Origin of the sequence: Sulfuriferula sp. AH1 (genome assembly GCF_002162035.1) — a bacterium.
Classification (GTDB): domain Bacteria; phylum Pseudomonadota; class Gammaproteobacteria; order Burkholderiales; family Sulfuriferulaceae; genus Sulfuriferula.
This window is the reverse complement of the sequence record NZ_CP021138.1, coordinates 1,565,595-1,581,202: the sequence shown is the minus strand read 5'-3', so window position 1 is coordinate 1,581,202 and position 15,608 is coordinate 1,565,595. Positions and strand designations below refer to the sequence as shown.

16 protein-coding genes are annotated in these 15,608 nt (G+C 52.9%); 13 read left to right on the top strand and 3 right to left on the bottom strand.

The features are described 5' to 3' along the window. Positions 1-450, top strand: coding sequence for a ribonuclease HI (rnhA, locus tag CAP31_RS08060; protein ID WP_223247421.1), 450 nt, complete (start codon positions 1-3; stop codon positions 448-450). 16 nt (positions 451-466) lie between these two features. Beyond that, entirely contained in the window at positions 467-2,383 is a 1,917-nt protein-coding gene (locus CAP31_RS08055) for an ATP-binding cassette domain-containing protein (protein ID WP_087447064.1), read from the top strand. A gap of 57 nt (positions 2,384-2,440) precedes the next feature. Here the strand turns inward: CAP31_RS08055 and CAP31_RS08050 are convergent, their stop codons facing one another. Genes CAP31_RS08050 through CAP31_RS08040 form a run of 3 tightly spaced genes read right to left on the bottom strand, consistent with a single transcriptional unit; the run spans position 2,441 to position 6,337 of the window. Next, positions 2,441-3,034, bottom strand: a complete 594-nt coding sequence (locus tag CAP31_RS08050) for a Maf family nucleotide pyrophosphatase (RefSeq protein WP_087447063.1) — start codon at positions 3,032-3,034, stop codon at positions 2,441-2,443. A gap of 8 nt (positions 3,035-3,042) precedes the next feature. Next, positions 3,043-4,890 (bottom strand): sodium-extruding oxaloacetate decarboxylase subunit alpha, encoded by a 1,848-nt coding sequence (gene oadA / locus CAP31_RS08045; protein WP_087447062.1) that lies wholly within the window; start codon positions 4,888-4,890, stop codon positions 3,043-3,045. 28 nt (positions 4,891-4,918) lie between these two features. After that, entirely contained in the window at positions 4,919-6,337 is a 1,419-nt protein-coding gene (locus tag CAP31_RS08040; RefSeq protein WP_087447061.1) for an acetyl-CoA carboxylase biotin carboxylase subunit, read from the bottom strand. A 54-nt stretch (positions 6,338-6,391) separates the two neighbouring features. On the opposite strand from CAP31_RS08040, the gene CAP31_RS08035 reads away from it, so the two are divergent. The 11 genes from CAP31_RS08035 (at position 6,392) to mltG (ending at position 15,607) form a co-directional block, all read left to right on the top strand. Further along, entirely contained in the window at positions 6,392-6,886 is a 495-nt protein-coding gene (locus CAP31_RS08035; RefSeq protein ID WP_087447060.1) for a DUF177 domain-containing protein, read from the top strand. An 18-nt stretch (positions 6,887-6,904) separates the two neighbouring features. Continuing rightward, the gene (rpmF, locus tag CAP31_RS08030; RefSeq protein WP_087447059.1) at positions 6,905-7,084 is read left to right on the top strand and encodes a 50S ribosomal protein L32; all 180 of its coding nucleotides are present in this window, start codon (positions 6,905-6,907) and stop codon (positions 7,082-7,084) included. Between the two features lie 82 nt (positions 7,085-7,166). After that, entirely contained in the window at positions 7,167-8,189 is a 1,023-nt protein-coding gene (gene plsX / locus CAP31_RS08025) for a phosphate acyltransferase PlsX (RefSeq protein ID WP_087447058.1), read from the top strand. A gap of 2 nt (positions 8,190-8,191) precedes the next feature. Then, a complete protein-coding gene (locus CAP31_RS08020; protein ID WP_087447057.1) occupies positions 8,192-9,151 on the top strand; it encodes a beta-ketoacyl-ACP synthase III in 960 nt (319 codons plus the stop codon). Between the two features lie 11 nt (positions 9,152-9,162). After that, positions 9,163-10,092 carry an ACP S-malonyltransferase gene (gene fabD / locus CAP31_RS08015; protein ID WP_087447056.1) on the top strand — a complete coding sequence of 310 codons (930 nt, stop codon included), beginning with the start codon at positions 9,163-9,165 and terminating at the stop codon, positions 10,090-10,092. Positions 10,093-10,104: 12 nt separating this feature from the next. Next, positions 10,105-10,845: a 3-oxoacyl-ACP reductase FabG gene (fabG, locus tag CAP31_RS08010; RefSeq protein WP_087447055.1), complete on the top strand. Its 741-nt coding sequence runs from the start codon at positions 10,105-10,107 to the stop codon at positions 10,843-10,845. Positions 10,846-10,912: 67 nt separating this feature from the next. Then, positions 10,913-11,152 (top strand): acyl carrier protein, encoded by a 240-nt coding sequence (acpP, locus tag CAP31_RS08005; protein WP_087447054.1) that lies wholly within the window; start codon positions 10,913-10,915, stop codon positions 11,150-11,152. 28 nt (positions 11,153-11,180) lie between these two features. Then, on the top strand, positions 11,181-12,419 hold the full coding sequence (gene fabF, locus CAP31_RS08000) for a beta-ketoacyl-ACP synthase II (RefSeq protein ID WP_087447053.1): 1,239 nt from the start codon (positions 11,181-11,183) through the stop codon (positions 12,417-12,419). 86 nt (positions 12,420-12,505) lie between these two features. Beyond that, complete coding sequence (locus tag CAP31_RS07995) at positions 12,506-13,816, top strand: aminodeoxychorismate synthase component I (RefSeq protein ID WP_087447052.1); 1,311 nt, start codon at positions 12,506-12,508, stop codon at positions 13,814-13,816. Next, complete coding sequence (gene pabC / locus CAP31_RS07990; RefSeq protein WP_189836600.1) at positions 13,816-14,628, top strand: aminodeoxychorismate lyase; 813 nt, start codon at positions 13,816-13,818, stop codon at positions 14,626-14,628. Before CAP31_RS07995 ends, pabC begins: the two co-directional genes overlap by 1 nt. Beyond that, on the top strand, positions 14,621-15,607 hold the full coding sequence (mltG, locus tag CAP31_RS07985; RefSeq protein ID WP_087447050.1) for an endolytic transglycosylase MltG: 987 nt from the start codon (positions 14,621-14,623) through the stop codon (positions 15,605-15,607). The genes pabC and mltG overlap by 8 nt, the downstream gene beginning before the upstream one ends. Position 15,608 lies beyond the last annotated feature (1 nt).

The window sequence follows — 15,608 nt, the reverse complement described above, 5'->3', positions numbered from 1 at the left end:
TTGCCTGAAATTGAGATTTATACCGATGGTGCATGCAAGGGTAATCCCGGTGCAGGTGGTTGGGGTGCCCTGCTTGTTAGCGGCGTGCATCGCAAGGAAATTTATGGCGGTGAGGCGGCAACAACCAATAACCGTATGGAATTAATGGCGGTTATTTCCGCATTGCAAAGTCTGAAGAAGCGGAGCCGCGTTTTGCTCCATGCGGATTCGCAATACGTGTTAAAGGGAATTACCGAGTGGCTGCCAAACTGGAAAAAACGCGGCTGGCGCACCAGCGGTAACGCGCCGGTCAAAAATGTCGATTTGTGGCAGCGTCTGGATGAACTGGCGGGAGAGCACGAAATCCAATGGTTCTGGGTCAAGGGACATAATGGTCATCCCGGTAACGAACGTGCCGACGAACTGGCGAATATGGGTGTTGCTGAACATCTCAACAGTGTTAATTTTTAATTCATAGATTGTTTTTATGCCGTTATTGACGATAGAAAATGCTTCACTGGCGTTTGGTCATTTTGCTTTACTGGATCGAGCTAGCTGGGTAATAGAACCTGGTGTACATATTGGATTGATTGGCCGCAACGGTGCGGGTAAGTCGAGTCTGTTGAAAGTACTGGCGGGCGATATTCCGCCAGACGATGGTGTCGTATGGCGCCAGCCGGGCATCAAATTGGGCTATGTGCCGCAGGAGCCGGCGCTGGATGCCGAACATACGGTTTACGAGGCGGTAGCGCAAGGACTTGGCGAGGTGAGCCAGCTATTGCTGGACTACCATGAGGTTACCCATAAAATGGGTGAGCCGGATGCGGATTTCGATACGCTGATGGCGCAGATGCAAACCTTGCAAACTGCTCTCGAAGCGCATGATGGCTGGAATTTGCAGGCGCGAGTGGAAACAGCGTTGACCAAATTGAATTTGCCTGAGGATGTGTTGATCGGTACCTTGTCCGGCGGATTGAAGAAGCGCGTGGCACTTGCCCGTGCTCTGGTGGCGGAGCCGGATTTGCTGTTGCTGGATGAGCCGACTAACCACCTGGATCTGACTTCGATCGAGTGGCTGGAAGAGCTGATCCGCAATTACGCCGGCAGCGTAGTGGTGATTACCCACGACCGGCGTTTTCTGGACAATATCTCGCAACAGATCATAGAGCTGGATCGTGGCAAGTTGCGCAGCTTCGAGGGGAATTTCTCCGATTATCAGCGACTCAAGGCTGAGCAGTTGGCGATTGAAGCGGTAGAGCAGGCCAAATTCGACAAGTTTCTGGCACAGGAAGAGGTGTGGATACGCAAAGGCGTCCAGGCTCGGCGCACGCGAAACGAGGGCCGGGTACGGCGCCTGGAACAGCTGCGCATCACGCGTAGCGAACGGCGTAATCATCTGGGGCAGGTCAATCTGAATGTCGACAGCGGAGAGAAATCGGGTAAGCGTGTGGCCGAGCTGGAGCATGTCAGCAAATCCTACGGGGGGCGCATGCTGATCAAGGATTTCTCCGGAGTGATACAGCGCGGCGATAAAGTGGGACTGGTTGGGCCCAACGGGATTGGCAAGACGACCTTGATCAAATTGATACTGGGCGAGATCGAACCGGATAGCGGCCAGGTAAAATTGGGTACCAAGCTTTCCGTAGCTTATTTCGATCAGTTTCGCACTCAGCTCGACGAAGAAGCGACCGTTGCCTATACCATTAGCCAGGGTGGAGATTACGTCGAGATCGGCGGTGAGCGCAAACACGTCATTAGTTATCTGGAAGATTTCCTGTTTGCACCCGAACGCTCACGCTCACCCGTGAAGTCGCTTTCCGGTGGTGAGCGTAATCGCCTGTTGTTGGCGCGATTGTTTACGCGCCCGGCCAATATTCTGGTGCTGGACGAACCTACCAATGACCTTGATATCGATACGCTGGAATTGCTGGAAGAGTTATTGCAGGATTATCCGGGCACAGTGCTGCTGGTTTCACATGACCGTACGTTCTTGGATAACGTGGTGACGCAGGTGATCGCTTTTGAAGGCGATGGCGTGCTGCGTGAATATGCCGGCGGTTATGAGGATTGGCTGATGCAGCGCCCCAGGGGTAAGGCAAACGCAACGAATGCCACTGCCATTCCCCGTAAAACGGAACCTGCAAAACCTGAGCCGGCACAGCCAGGATCGGGAAAGGCGAAATTAAGCTGGAAGGAAAATCAGGAACTGTCTGCGTTGCCCGATAGGATCCAGGCGCTCGAAGCGGAACAGACAAGCATTACCGAGCAGTTGGCTGATGTAAACCTTTACACCAATAATCTTCAGCAAGTAGCTGATTTGCAGAAAAAATTCGAAGCCATTGATGCTGAGTTGGTGGATGCGCTGGGGCGCTGGGAAACTCTGGAAGCCAAGGCCAAGTCTTGAAACATTTGGCGGGGGCTGTTGGGGCGCCTGGCATTTCCAAAATCTTGCTGGGTGTTTTTACAGTAAAACGTCCCAGTTTTCATGCATCAACATTTGAGTCAGTGCAATTAATGGCAAGCCGATCAATGCATTGGGATCGGAGCCTTCCATTTTTTCCATGATCGCTATGCCTAAAGCCTCGGAGCGGGCACTCCCTGCGCAATTGTAAGGTTGGTCCTTGCGCAGGTAATGTTCGATCTGGGTATCGGTTAGCGGGCGGATTTGTACGGTTGTCGGGATGATGTCTGATTGCAGACGGCCGGTTGCGCTGTTGTACAAGCTTAACGCGGTATGAAAAACAATTTGCTGCCCGCGCATCAGGCGGAGCTGAGCCACGGCCTTGTCGTGCGTGCCGGGTTTGCCTATGTGCATGCCGTTGAGCGTGGCAACCTGATCGGACCCGATGATCAGCGCGTTGGGGAAGCGGTCCGCTACGGCTTTGGCTTTGAGTGCAGATAGACGCAGTGCGGCAGCAGCAGGGGTTTCATCGGGCAGGGGAGTTTCATCAACTTCGGGAGCGGCAACTTCGAAGTTCACTTGCAGTTTCGCTAACAATTCCCGCCGGTAAGGCGAGGTTGAGGCGAGTACAAGCGTCCTTGAAGTTGCTATCATTGTTGCGATTACTCAGGTTGAATCTCAAGCAGAGCCTGATCGGGGGTTACTGCATCGCCTTTAACCACAAACAGGTTGATGATCGTACCTGAAATCGAAGCCTGGATTTCATTTTCCATTTTCATCGCTTCAATGACCAAAACCGGGTCACCCGCTTTGACTTTTTGCCCGGTGCTGACGAGTACGTCAACGATGTTGCCCGGCATGGCTGTCGTGACATGGCCTGCATGGCTGGGACGTGGACGGCCGCTAGAGCTGATTTTGCTGGTCGATTTGGCTTTGCCGGTTGAGCTGCCATCGGCACTGACTTCGATTTCATTGAGTGCTTCAACGAAGACTTCTTCAGTCACGCCATCCACAGATACGTAGTATGGGCGCTCGGTTTGCGAACCGTGCCCGGTGCCGGTGAGGCGAATGTGGTAAGTTTCGCCGTGCAGCGTGATACGGAATTCATCAGCGGCGAAGCGGGTCGAAGAGCTGGCATTTTTGGCTTCGATCGGTAATAGTACTTCCGGAGTGAGCTTGTTTGCGTTACGTTCCTGCAGGAAAGTGCGGCCAAGATCCGGGAACATGGCATAGGTGAGCACGTCTTCTTCCGTTTTGGCAACGTCTTCGATTTCGTTGCGCAATTTATCCATTTCATCCGGAATCAGATCTGCTGGCCGGCAGGTGATGACTTCCTGAGTGCCGATGGCCAGATCCCTTACCGCCTCATTGATGATGCCCGGCGCCTGACCATAGCGGCCCTGCATATACAGCTTGACTTCATTGGTGATGGTTTTATAACGGCCATCGGTCAAGACGTTAATCACGGCCTGACTGCCAACGATCTGCGATGTCGGAGTCACAAGCGGAGGGTAACCCAGGTCTTCCCGTACGCGCGGGATTTCCGCCAGCACTTCGTCCATGCGATCCAGTGAGCCTTGTTCCTTGAGCTGGTTGGAAAGGTTGGAAATCATGCCGCCAGGTACCTGGCTAATCAGTACGCGTGGGTCGACGCCGGTGAAACTGCTTTCGTATTGCCAGTAGAGTTTGCGGATTTCGCGGAAATAGGCAGCGATTTCTTCGAGATCGGCGAGATTGATGCCGGTGTCGTATTCTGTTCCGGCCAATGCGGCCACCAGGCTTTCAGTGGTGGGATGGCTGGCACCTTCGGAAAAGGCGGAGATGCAGGTGTCGATGATCGTGGCACCGGCTTCAACAGCCTTGAGGTGAGCCATGCTGGCGAGGCCGGATGTGGCATGGCTGTGAGTGTGCACAGGCAATCCGGTCGCTTCGCGAATGGCCTTAACCAGATCGAAGGCAACGCCAGGCGTGAGCAGGCCAGCCATGTCTTTAATGGCGATGGTGTCGCAACCCAAATCAGCCAGTCCCTTTGCGAGCTCGACAAAGTGGGGAATGTCGTGAACCGGGCTGGTGGTATACGAAATTGCGCCCTGAGCATGTTTGCCGGATTTTTTAACGGCTTCGATAGAAACACGCATATTGCGCAAATCGTTCATTGCATCAAATATGCGGAATACATCAACGCCGTTGTCTGCGGATTTTTGTACGAAAGCGCGTACGACGTCATCGGCATAATGACGATAACCTAACAGATTTTGTCCGCGCAACAGCATTTGTATCGGCGTGTTAGGCAATGCCTTGCGTAATTTTGCGAGGCGTTCCCAAGGGTCTTCCTTGAGAAAACGTACGCAAGCATCGAAAGTGGCACCGCCCCAGGCTTCAAGTGACCAGAACCCGATATTGTCGAGTTTGGCGCAGATAGGGAGCATGTGTTCGGTGCGCATGCGGGTTGCAATCAGGGATTGGTGGCCGTCGCGCAGGACAAGATCGGTAATAAATACTTTTGGCATAGTTGAGACAGTCTAAAATTTAAGCGAATTACAATCCATTATGGGCGGCGATGGCAGCGGCAATCACTGCGGCCAACATTTCAGGCGGCTGACCCACATCGTAGTTTATCAGTTCCGGGTGCGATTCGACGAATGAAGTATTAAAACGACCGCTGCGGAACTCGGCATTTCTCAGAATCTCGAGATAATACGGAATGGTGGTTTTAACCCCGAATACAGTCATGTCGTTTAATGCGCGGCGACCGCGTTCAATGACGCTTTCCCATGTCAGATTCCAGACCGTTAGCTTGGCGCACATGGAGTCGTAATAGGGCGGTATGACATAGCCGCTGTACATGGCTGCGTCAGTACGTACGCCTGGCCCGCCTGGTGCATAATAACGGGTGATGCGACCGAAGCTTGGTAGGAAGTTGTTTTTCGGATCTTCGGCATTGATACGAAATTCCATTGCGAAGCCGTTGTGCTTAATTTCTTCCTGTTTGTACTGTAACGGCAAACCGCTGGCGATGCGGATTTGCTCTTGTACGATATCTACGCCGGTAATGGTTTCGGTAATGGTATGCTCGACTTGCAGACGGGTATTCATTTCCATGAAATAGAACTGATTGTCTGCATCGAGCAAAAACTCGACAGTGCCGGCATTCACATAACCTACAGCCTTGGAGGCCGTTACGGCGAGTTTGCCTATGTATTGGCGTTGCGCTTCGGTAAGCTGCGGCGATGGCGCGATTTCGATCAGCTTCTGATTGCGGCGCTGAATGGAGCAGTCGCGCTCAAACAGATGTATGGTATTGCCAAAGCTGTCAGCCATGACCTGAACTTCGATGTGTTTGGGGTGTACGACGCATTTTTCGAGAAACACTTCAGGTTTGCCGAAGGCTTTGCCGGCTTCGGATACAACCCGATCATAGTTCTTGAGCAATTCTGCTTCGGAGTCGCAGCGACGAATACCGCGGCCGCCGCCGCCATTGGTCGCCTTGAGCATCACCGGGTAACCGATGGCATTGGCAAGCTGGCGAGCTTCTTCGACGTTCTCGAGGTTGTGTTCGCTGCCGGGGATAACGGGGATGCCGGCCTTGATCATGGCCTTGCGTGCTTCGATCTTGTCACCCATCATGCGAATGACATCCGCATCAGGGCCTATGAACCGGATGCCACGCCGTGCGCAAATTTGGGCAAGAGTGGGGTTTTCAGACAGGAAGCCGTACCCGGGATGCAGTGCATCGCAGCCGCTGGCAACCGCCAGATTGACTATATTATGCGCGTTCAAATAACCCTGTACCGGATCTGAGCCGATGTTATAAGATTCATCAGCTTTTTTGACGTGAAGCGCATGGCGATCCGCATCAGTATAAATTGCGACTGAGGTTATGCCGAGTTCGGAGCATGCACGTACGATGCGTACGGCGATCTCGCCTCTGTTGGCTATAAGTATTTTCTTTATCACGCGCCGAAGCCTTCTTTTGACAATACAATTTTAAAATTATATCATGCGCGGCTTATGTCGGAACAGGCAGTCATAGATAGTCTCGCTTTTGCACGGAACAAAAGCACAATAAATGGTGTCATCTCTGTGGGTAAATTATCCCGGTTGAAAGACGCTGTGATGGATGACGCCAGTAGCTTGGGTTATACAATCGAGGGTGGGGTAAATGTCCGTCCTTATTTGTTGCTGAAAGTTGCCAGCGATTTATCGTTATTGTGTCAACGGTGCGCGCAACCATTATCCTGGCATCTGAATTTGGAATGCCAGGTGTGGTTGGCTCAGGATGAGCGCGAATTAGACGCGTGGGATCGAGAAGCGGACGGATTGGCGGATGCGATGTTGGCAGACGAACAATTCGATTGGCAAGTCTGGTTGGAGGAAGAGGTGTTGTTGGCTTTGCCAGTATCGCCAGTTCACCCAAACGATGGATGTCCGGAATTGGCCGGACAAGGGAAAAGTGAGCGACCAAACCCATTTGCGGTATTGGCGGCATTAAAACGGCAACATTAATTTGATTGGAGTAGTAAAATGGCTGTTCAGCAGAACAAAAAATCCCCGTCCAAGCGCGGTATGCATCGTGCGCATGATTTCTTGACCAACCCTCCGTTGGCCGTGGAACCTACCACTGGCGAAGTGCATTTGCGTCATCACATCAGCCCTAACGGTTTTTACCGTGGTCGTAAGGTTGTTGCTACCAAAGGCGAATAAACGCGGTGCACGTTTCGTGACCGAGTAAGCCGCAAGAAGCATTTCTTGCGGCATTTTGTTTTTATCGCGCACGAATTTAAACATGACAAATGATGTAACAGTGGCAATTGATGCGATGGGCGGCGATCACGGACCGGCTGTGACCGTACCTGCCGCATTGAAATGTCTTGCGCGCGATCCGGCGCTCAATATCGTACTGGTTGGCTTGCAGGACGCAATCGAGACACAGTTACGCGTTCATCATGCGCAAGCGGATTCGCGTCTGCGCATCCAGCATGCCGCGGAAGTGGTGGGAATGGATGAGTCGCCTGCACTGGCTATGCGCAACAAAAAAGATTCTTCCATGCGTGTGGCTATCAATCTGGTCAAAAGCGGTGAAGCCGGTGCTTGCATTTCGGCGGGGAATACCGGCGCCCTGATGGCGACAGCACGCTTCGTGCTGAAAATGCTTCCCGGTATCGAGCGTCCGGCGATAGCGAGCGAACTGCCGACGATCAAAGGTCGTACATTCGTGCTGGATCTGGGCGCAAATGTGGATTGCACGCCTGAACACCTGCTGCAGTTCGGTATCATGGGTGCGATGCTGGTATCTGCGCTTGACCAGCGTGATGCACCTAGCGTCGGGCTGCTGAATATCGGCGAAGAAGAAATCAAGGGGAATGAAACCGTCAAGCAGGCTGCCGATCTGCTGCGTCAGAGCGGTTTGAATTTTTACGGCAATATCGAGGGTGACGATATCTACAAAGGCACTACCGATGTCGTGGTATGTGATGGTTTTGTGGGCAACGTCGCATTAAAGACCTCGGAAGGGCTGGCAAAGATGATCTCCACGATGTTGCGCGAGGAGTTCACCCGCAACGTCTTTACAAGACTGGCGGGATTTATAGCGTTGCCTGTATTGCGCGCTTTCAAGAAACGTGTCGATCCACGTCGTTACAATGGAGCTACGCTGCTTGGTCTTCGTGGCGTAGTGGTGAAAAGCCACGGCGGTGCCGATCGTTATGCGTTTGAACATGCGATCGAACAGGCTGTGCGGGAAGTGCGAAACAACGTGCAGCAACGTATTAGCGAAAAAATGGCCATAATGCAAAAGGATGCTGCCTAAATATGTATTCGAAAATCCAAGGGACCGGCAGCTATTTGCCGGAACGCATCGTTACAAATCATGAATTGGCCGAGCGTATTGATACCAGTGATGAATGGATAGTCGAACGCACGGGTATTCGCCAGCGACATCTGGCTGCCGATAATGAGACTACCAGCGATCTGGCTGCCGCTGCCGCGCGCAAGGCGATCGAGGCGGCGGGGATCGATGCCAATGCCATTGATCTGATCATCGTGGCGACGACTACGCCGGATCTGGTATTTCCGAGTACGGCCTGTCTGTTGCAAAACAAGCTTGGCATTACCAATGGCTGTGCTGCCTTTGATGTGCAGGCGGTTTGCAGCGGTTTTGTTTATGCTTTGTCCACGGCTGACAATTTTATTCGCGCCGGCCAGGCCAAATGTGCCCTGGTCATCGGTGCGGAAACGCTATCCCGCATTACCGACTGGACCGACCGCAGCAATTGCATCTTGTGGGGTGACGGTGCTGGTGCCGTTATTCTGACTGCGAGCGACGCTCCCGGCGTAATTGCAACCCATCTTCATGCCGATGGCCGTTACCGTGATTTGCTGCACGTCAATGGCGGCGTGTCAGCCGGTACGGATGGCGCGCTGGCGATGAAAATGGAAGGCAACGCCGTTTTCAAAATGGCCGTAAAAACGCTGGACGCGATTGTGGACGAAACCCTCATCGCCAATGGTATGCAAAAGTCCGATGTGACCTGGCTGGTGCCGCATCAGGCCAATATCCGCATTATTCAGGCGACAGCCAAAAAGCTGGGCATGAGCATGGATAATGTCGTGGTGACGGTGGGCCAACATGCTAATACCTCGGCTGCTTCCATTCCGCTGGCGTTGGATACGGCGGTGCGCGATGGTCGTATCAGGCAGGGTGATGTCGTGCTGATGGAGGCGTTTGGCGGTGGCTTTACGTGGGGTTCAGTATTATTAAAGTGGGCTTGAGGTTCAGATAAATGAAATTTGCTTTTTTATTCCCCGGTCAAGGCTCCCAATCGATCGGCATGATGCAAGGCCTGGATGCGTTGACAGTTGTGCGTGATACGTTTGCCGAGGCCTCAGCGATATTGGGTCAGGATTTATGGGTGCTAATCACTGAAGGCCCTGTCGAACAACTGAATTTAACCGTGAATACCCAGCCGGTAATGCTGGTGGCAGGCGTGGCTACCTATCGCGCATGGCTGGAACAGGGTGGTCGAGCGCCTGATGTCATGGCAGGGCACAGTCTTGGCGAATACAGTGCTCTGGTTGCTGCCGGTGCGCTAACTCTTCAAGATGCCTTGCCATTGGTGCGTTTGCGTGCAACCGCCATGCAGTCGGCAGTGGCTGAAGGTGTGGGTGCAATGGCGGCGATTCTGGGTTTGGATGATGAGATTGTGCGTGCAGTATGCGCGGAAGCAGCGCAAGGCGAAGTGCTGGAGGCGGTTAACTTCAATTCTCCGGGGCAGGTAGTGATTGCCGGACATAAAGCCGCCGTCGAGCGGGGTATGGTTCTGGCTAAGGAAAAGGGCGCGAAGCGCGCGTTGCCTTTGCCGGTTTCGGTGCCTTCGCATTGCGCTTTGATGCGTCCGGCGGCTGAACAGTTGGCGGCCGCATTGGCGAATGTAGCAATTCAGCCCCCGCAAATACCCGTACTGCACAACGCTGATGTTGCGGCATATACTGATCCGGATCAAATTCGAGATGCCTTGGCACGGCAGTTGTACAGTCCGGTGCGCTGGGTTGAAAGCGTGCAGGCGATGGCGCACGATGGTGTGGCTCTGGCTGCTGAGTGTGGCCCGGGTAAGGTATTGGCCGGGTTGACCAAGCGTATTGACGAGCGTGTTGCCGCTACGGCTCTGATCAGCGTGGATGCGATTACCGAATTCAAAACTTTGATTGGCTAGGAGGAAGGCTTCATGCCTCAACAAAAAGTAGCGCTGGTGACTGGCGCAAGTCGTGGAATAGGGCAGGCAATTGCGCTGGAATTAGGTCGACAGGGCGCTGTAGTCATCGGAACCGCAACCAGTGAAAACGGAGCGGCTGCAATTACCGAATATTTGCAACAGGCTGGTGTGGCCGGCGCAGGCATGGCATTGAACGTGGTCGATGCGGCGAGTGTAGATGCTGCCATTGCCGCAATCCAGAAAAATCACGGTGATATCGCCATTCTCGTCAATAATGCAGGCATTACCCGCGATAATCTGCTGATGCGGATGAAAGACGATGAGTGGGATAGCATTATCGAGACCAATTTGACTTCGGTTTTCCGGTTGTCGCGAGCGGTATTGCGTGCAATGATGAAGGCGCGTTACGGCCGCATCATCAATATTGCTTCGGTGGTCGGAGCGATGGGCAATGCCGGTCAAACCAATTATGCTGCTGCCAAGGCCGGGATGGTGGGTTTTTCCAAATCGCTGGCACGTGAAGTGGGTAGCCGGAATATTACGGTTAACTGCGTTGCTCCGGGTTTTATTGATACCGATATGACGCGCGCATTGCCTGAAGCGCAGCGTACTGCCTTGCTGGATCATATTCCGTTGGGTCGTTTGGGGCAGGTTGAAGACATCGCTCATGCGGTCGGTTTCCTGGCCTCCGCGCAGGCCGGCTATGTAACGGGCGCTACGTTGCATGTCAACGGCGGCATGTACATGGAATAATCTTTGGGTTATTTTCGGATTTTTGTTAGAATAGCAGGGCTTTTTTTAATTCTTGGGAGTAACACAGATGGACAATATCGAACAACGTGTCAAAAAAATCGTCGCAGAACAACTGGGTGTTAATGAAGCTGAAGTGAAAACAGAATCTTCATTCGCTGGCGATTTGGGCGCGGATTCGTTGGATACGGTGGAATTGGTGATGGCATTGGAAGAAGAATTCGAATGCGAAATCCCTGATGATGAAGCGGAAAAGATCACCACAGTTCAACAAGCCATTGATTACGTCAATGGCCATCTAGCCAAATAATTCCCTTCTATATTTTTGCGGAGCTGTTTTGTCCAAACGCAGAGTTGTGATAACCGGCTTGGGGATTATTTCCCCGGTCGGTATAGGTGTCCAGGAAAACTGGGCAAATATTCAGGCAGGTAAATCGGGTATTACACGTATTACCCGTTTCGACCCCAGCCCTTTTGCCTCGCAAATTGCAGGCGAAGTTAAAAACTTCGATGTCAGCCAATACCTGAATCCGAAAGATGCGCGTCGCATGGATCTGTTTATTCAGTACGGCATGGCAGCGGGGATGGAAGCGTTCAAGGATTCCGGGCTGGAGGTCACTGAGGCCAATGCTGAACAAATTGGTGTCAGCATCGGTTCGGGCATAGGCGGCTTGCCGCTTATCGAAGAAACGCACAGTACCTATCTGGAAAGCGGGCCACGTAAAATCTCCCCGTTTTTTATTCCGGCTTCGATTATCAACATGATTTCCGGCAATCTGTCGATCATGTACGGGTTGAAAGGCCCGAATCTGGCGATGGTAACAGCGTGTGCAACAGCTACCCATGCGATTGGCGATTCAGCACGGCTGATCGAATACGGCGATGCCGATGTGATGATTGCCGGCGGCGCGGAGTCTGCATTAAGCCCTCTGGGTATTGGCGGTTTTTCCTCAGCCCGTGCATTGTCGACACGCAATGATGATCCGGCTACCTCCAGCCGTCCTTGGGACAGGGAACGCGATGGGTTCGTAATGGGTGAGGGTGCGGGCGTTGTCGTGCTTGAAGAATACGAACACGCCAAGGCACGCGGTGCACGTATTTACGCCGAACTGGCCGGTTTCGGCATGAGCGGCGATGCCTATCATATGACTGCGCCTGTTGAAAGTGGCGAAGGCGCGGCGCGTTGTATGCGCAATGCGATGCGCAATGCTGGAGTAAATCCCGATCAGGTGAATTATATCAATGCGCACGGTACTTCGACGCCGCTAGGCGATATTGCCGAAACTGCGGCAATGAAACTGGCATTAGGCGAGCATGCGCATAAAGCCGCGGTCAGCTCAACCAAATCCATGACCGGGCACCTGCTCGGCGCGGCTGGCGGTGTTGAGGCAGTGTACTCAGCATTGAGTGTTTATCACCAGGTTGCACCACCAACCATCAATATCTTCAATCAGGATGAGGCATGTGACCTGGACTATGTGCCTGGTACCGCGCGTTCGATGAAAATTGATGTGGCGCTGTCCAATTCGTTTGGTTTCGGTGGAACGAATGGCACGCTGGTGTTTCGTAAAGTCTGATTAGTCCTATCATGCAGACCGTTGGTAACTTGTACCGTTTACACGGTAAAAATTATCAGCGGCTTTGTTCGTAAAGTAGTTTCCCCGTGCCCACCTTTCGCTTATCTGCGATTCCCGATCTGTTCAACCTTCACGCAAGCGATCCGCATCGTTTCCCGGTTTTGCTGGAGACCGCTGCCGGTAGCGGATGGCATATCCTGATGGCGCATCCGACCCAGTTGCAGCGCTATACTGTTGATCGAAGTGCGGATTTTTTCGAGCAGCTTGAACGTAGCTGGCAGCAACTCCGGGGCGACAAGGCAACGGATGTCGCACATCTCCCGTTCCGCGGCGGCTGGTTTGTTTACCTCGGCTATGAGTTGCTGCACACGCTGGAGCCGAGTGTGCCGATGCGTCCTGCCGATGATAGCGATTTCCCGGTTGCGTCTTTCATGCGCGTTCCTGCTGCGATTATGGTCAACAATCAGACCAGTGAAGCATGGTTGTTTGCCGAATCGGAGAATCTGTTGGTAAGTATGCAGGACGAGATCGCACAGTCCATGGCGACGACGCTATCGACTTTGGAACTGCAGGTGCTGGCAGAAGAACCCGCTGATGATTTTCTCGAGAGTGTGGTAAAGATTCAGCATTATATTGCGGCAGGTGACGTGTTTCAGGTGAATTTGTCCAGGCGCTGGCGCGGCCGGGTCAGTAATCGGAATAGCGCGCCCGTACTGTATCGGGCATTACGCAGCAATAACCCGGCGCCTTTTGCGGGAATCGCCAATTTGGGTAATGAGCAATACATTATCAGTTCTTCGCCGGAACGTCTGGTCCGGGTCGAGGCGGGGCGGGCATTGACGCGCCCCATCGCCGGAACGCATCCCCGTCACGCCGATCCTGCGCAGGATGCGCAAATTCGCAAGGATCTGATTGCACACCCCAAGGAGCGTGCGGAGCATGTCATGCTGGTTGATCTGGAGCGCAATGATCTGGGGCGGGTATGTGTGCCCGGCAGTGTAAAAGTGGATGAACTCATGGCGGTAGCAAGTTATCAGCACGTTCATCATATTGAATCCAGCGTCAGCGGGCAGCTTGCTGCTGAAATTTCGCCGCTGGATGTGGTGCGCGCTTTGTTTCCCGGAGGCACGATTACCGGCTGCCCTAAAGTGCGCACCATGCAGATTATTCGCGAACTGGAATCCACGCCGCGATGCGCCTATACCGGCAGCATGGGTTATATCAATCTGGATGGCGATTTCGATTTGAATATATTGATTCGTACCATGATGTTATCCGGACAGGAGCTGGAATTTTCGGCCGGTGCGGGAATAGTGGCCGATTCCGATCCCGTGCGCGAACTGAATGAAACGCGCGCCAAGGCCAAAGGCTTGTTGCGTGCATTGGGTTTGGCATAATGATACTGGTGAATGGTGTTGCCAATGCGATGGTGCATCCTGCGGATCGCGGTCTCAGTTACGGTGACGGGGTGTTTCGCACGCTGTTGCTGCGTGATGCATTTAACGCGAATTGGCGCCGTCAGTACGCGAAACTGGCTTCCGATTGCGCGCGCCTGGGCATTATTTGCCCAGACATGGCGGTATTTGAGCAGGACTTTACCCAGCTTGATGCGAACGAAAATGCAGGTGTGCTCAAGCTTGTCGTAACCCGCGGTGCGGGGCAGCGCGGCTATGCGATGCACCAGCCAATATCACCCACCCGTATTGTCAGCACTGCACCATTGCCGGTTTACCCGTCGCAATGTGATGTTGATGGCGTGATGGTATATGTGTGTCAGTTACGCTTGTCGCGGCAGCCATTATTGGCCGGCATCAAGCATCTTAACCGGCTGGAAAATGTATTGGCGCGCAGTGAATGGCAAGACCCTGATATCATGGAAGGTCTGTTGCAGGATGACACAGGGCATGTTATCGGTGGCACAATGACCAATTTATTTGCGGTGCGCGGACACCAATTATTTACCCCGGATTTGAGTAATAGCGGTATTGCCGGAGTGACGCGCGAGCGTATTCTGGCAATTGCCGTAAAGCTGGGGCTATCCATCAAAATCAGCCAATTAAGTTTGTCAGACATATTCGAAGCTGATGAAGTCATGCTCTGCAATAGTGTGATAGGTATATGGCAAGTGCGAGAGTTAGGGCAGAAACAATGGCAAAAAGGGCACTATGTTGCATTGCTCCGTTCTTTACTGGAGGCGGACAATGATTAAGCGCGCATTTATCTGGGGAATGCTTGTCCTCGGTCTGGCTACCGCTTATATGTACTGGTATGCGCATACGTCGTTACCATTGAAACAAACGCCGCTCGAATTCGATTTGAAGCCTGGCAGCAATTTGGTTACGATTACCAGTCGGATGCAGGCAGCCGGGGTTATGAATGATGGATTACGCTTCCGTGTGCTGGCCCGGATAATGGGAAAGGCCGGTAAAATCAAGGCAGGCTTTTATACGCTTAATCAACAGATCACCCCGTTGCAGTTACTTACTAAATTGACCGCAGGTGAAGTGAGCTTGCGTGAAATCGTATTCATCGAGGGCTGGACATTTGCCCAGATGCGTGATGCCTTGAATGCACATCCCCTGGTCAAACATGAAACCCTGGGCATGAGCGAGCAGCAGGTATTGCAATTGCTGAATATACCGCTGAATCATGCCGAAGGTTGGTTTTTCCCCTCTACTTATTATATTGATGCGGGAAGTAGTGACGTGTCGATCCTGCGTCGCGCTTACGAAACCATGCAAATGCATTTGCAGCATGAATGGGCGGGACGGGATAAGAATTTGCCTTATGCAACGCCAGCCGACGCTTTGACCATGGCGTCGATCATAGAAAAGGAAACCGGAGTAAAAGATGAGCGGCCGCTAATCGCTGCCGTGTTCATCAATCGATTGCGCCTGGGGATGCGCCTGCAGACTGACCCCACGGTAATTTACGGCATCGGCAAGAATTACGACGGTAATATCCGTAAACGTGATTTGCTGGCTGATACGCCGTATAACACTTACACTCGCGCTGGCCTGCCGCCGACGGCGATCGCGATGCCGGGGCTGGATTCAATTAAAGCCGCATTGCATCCCGCGCACAGCGATATCATTTATTTTGTGGCGAAAGGCGATGGGACGCATTATTTTTCGAATAATCTGGTCGAGCATAATCGTGCGGTAGCACGATATCAGAAGAATGGGTAAG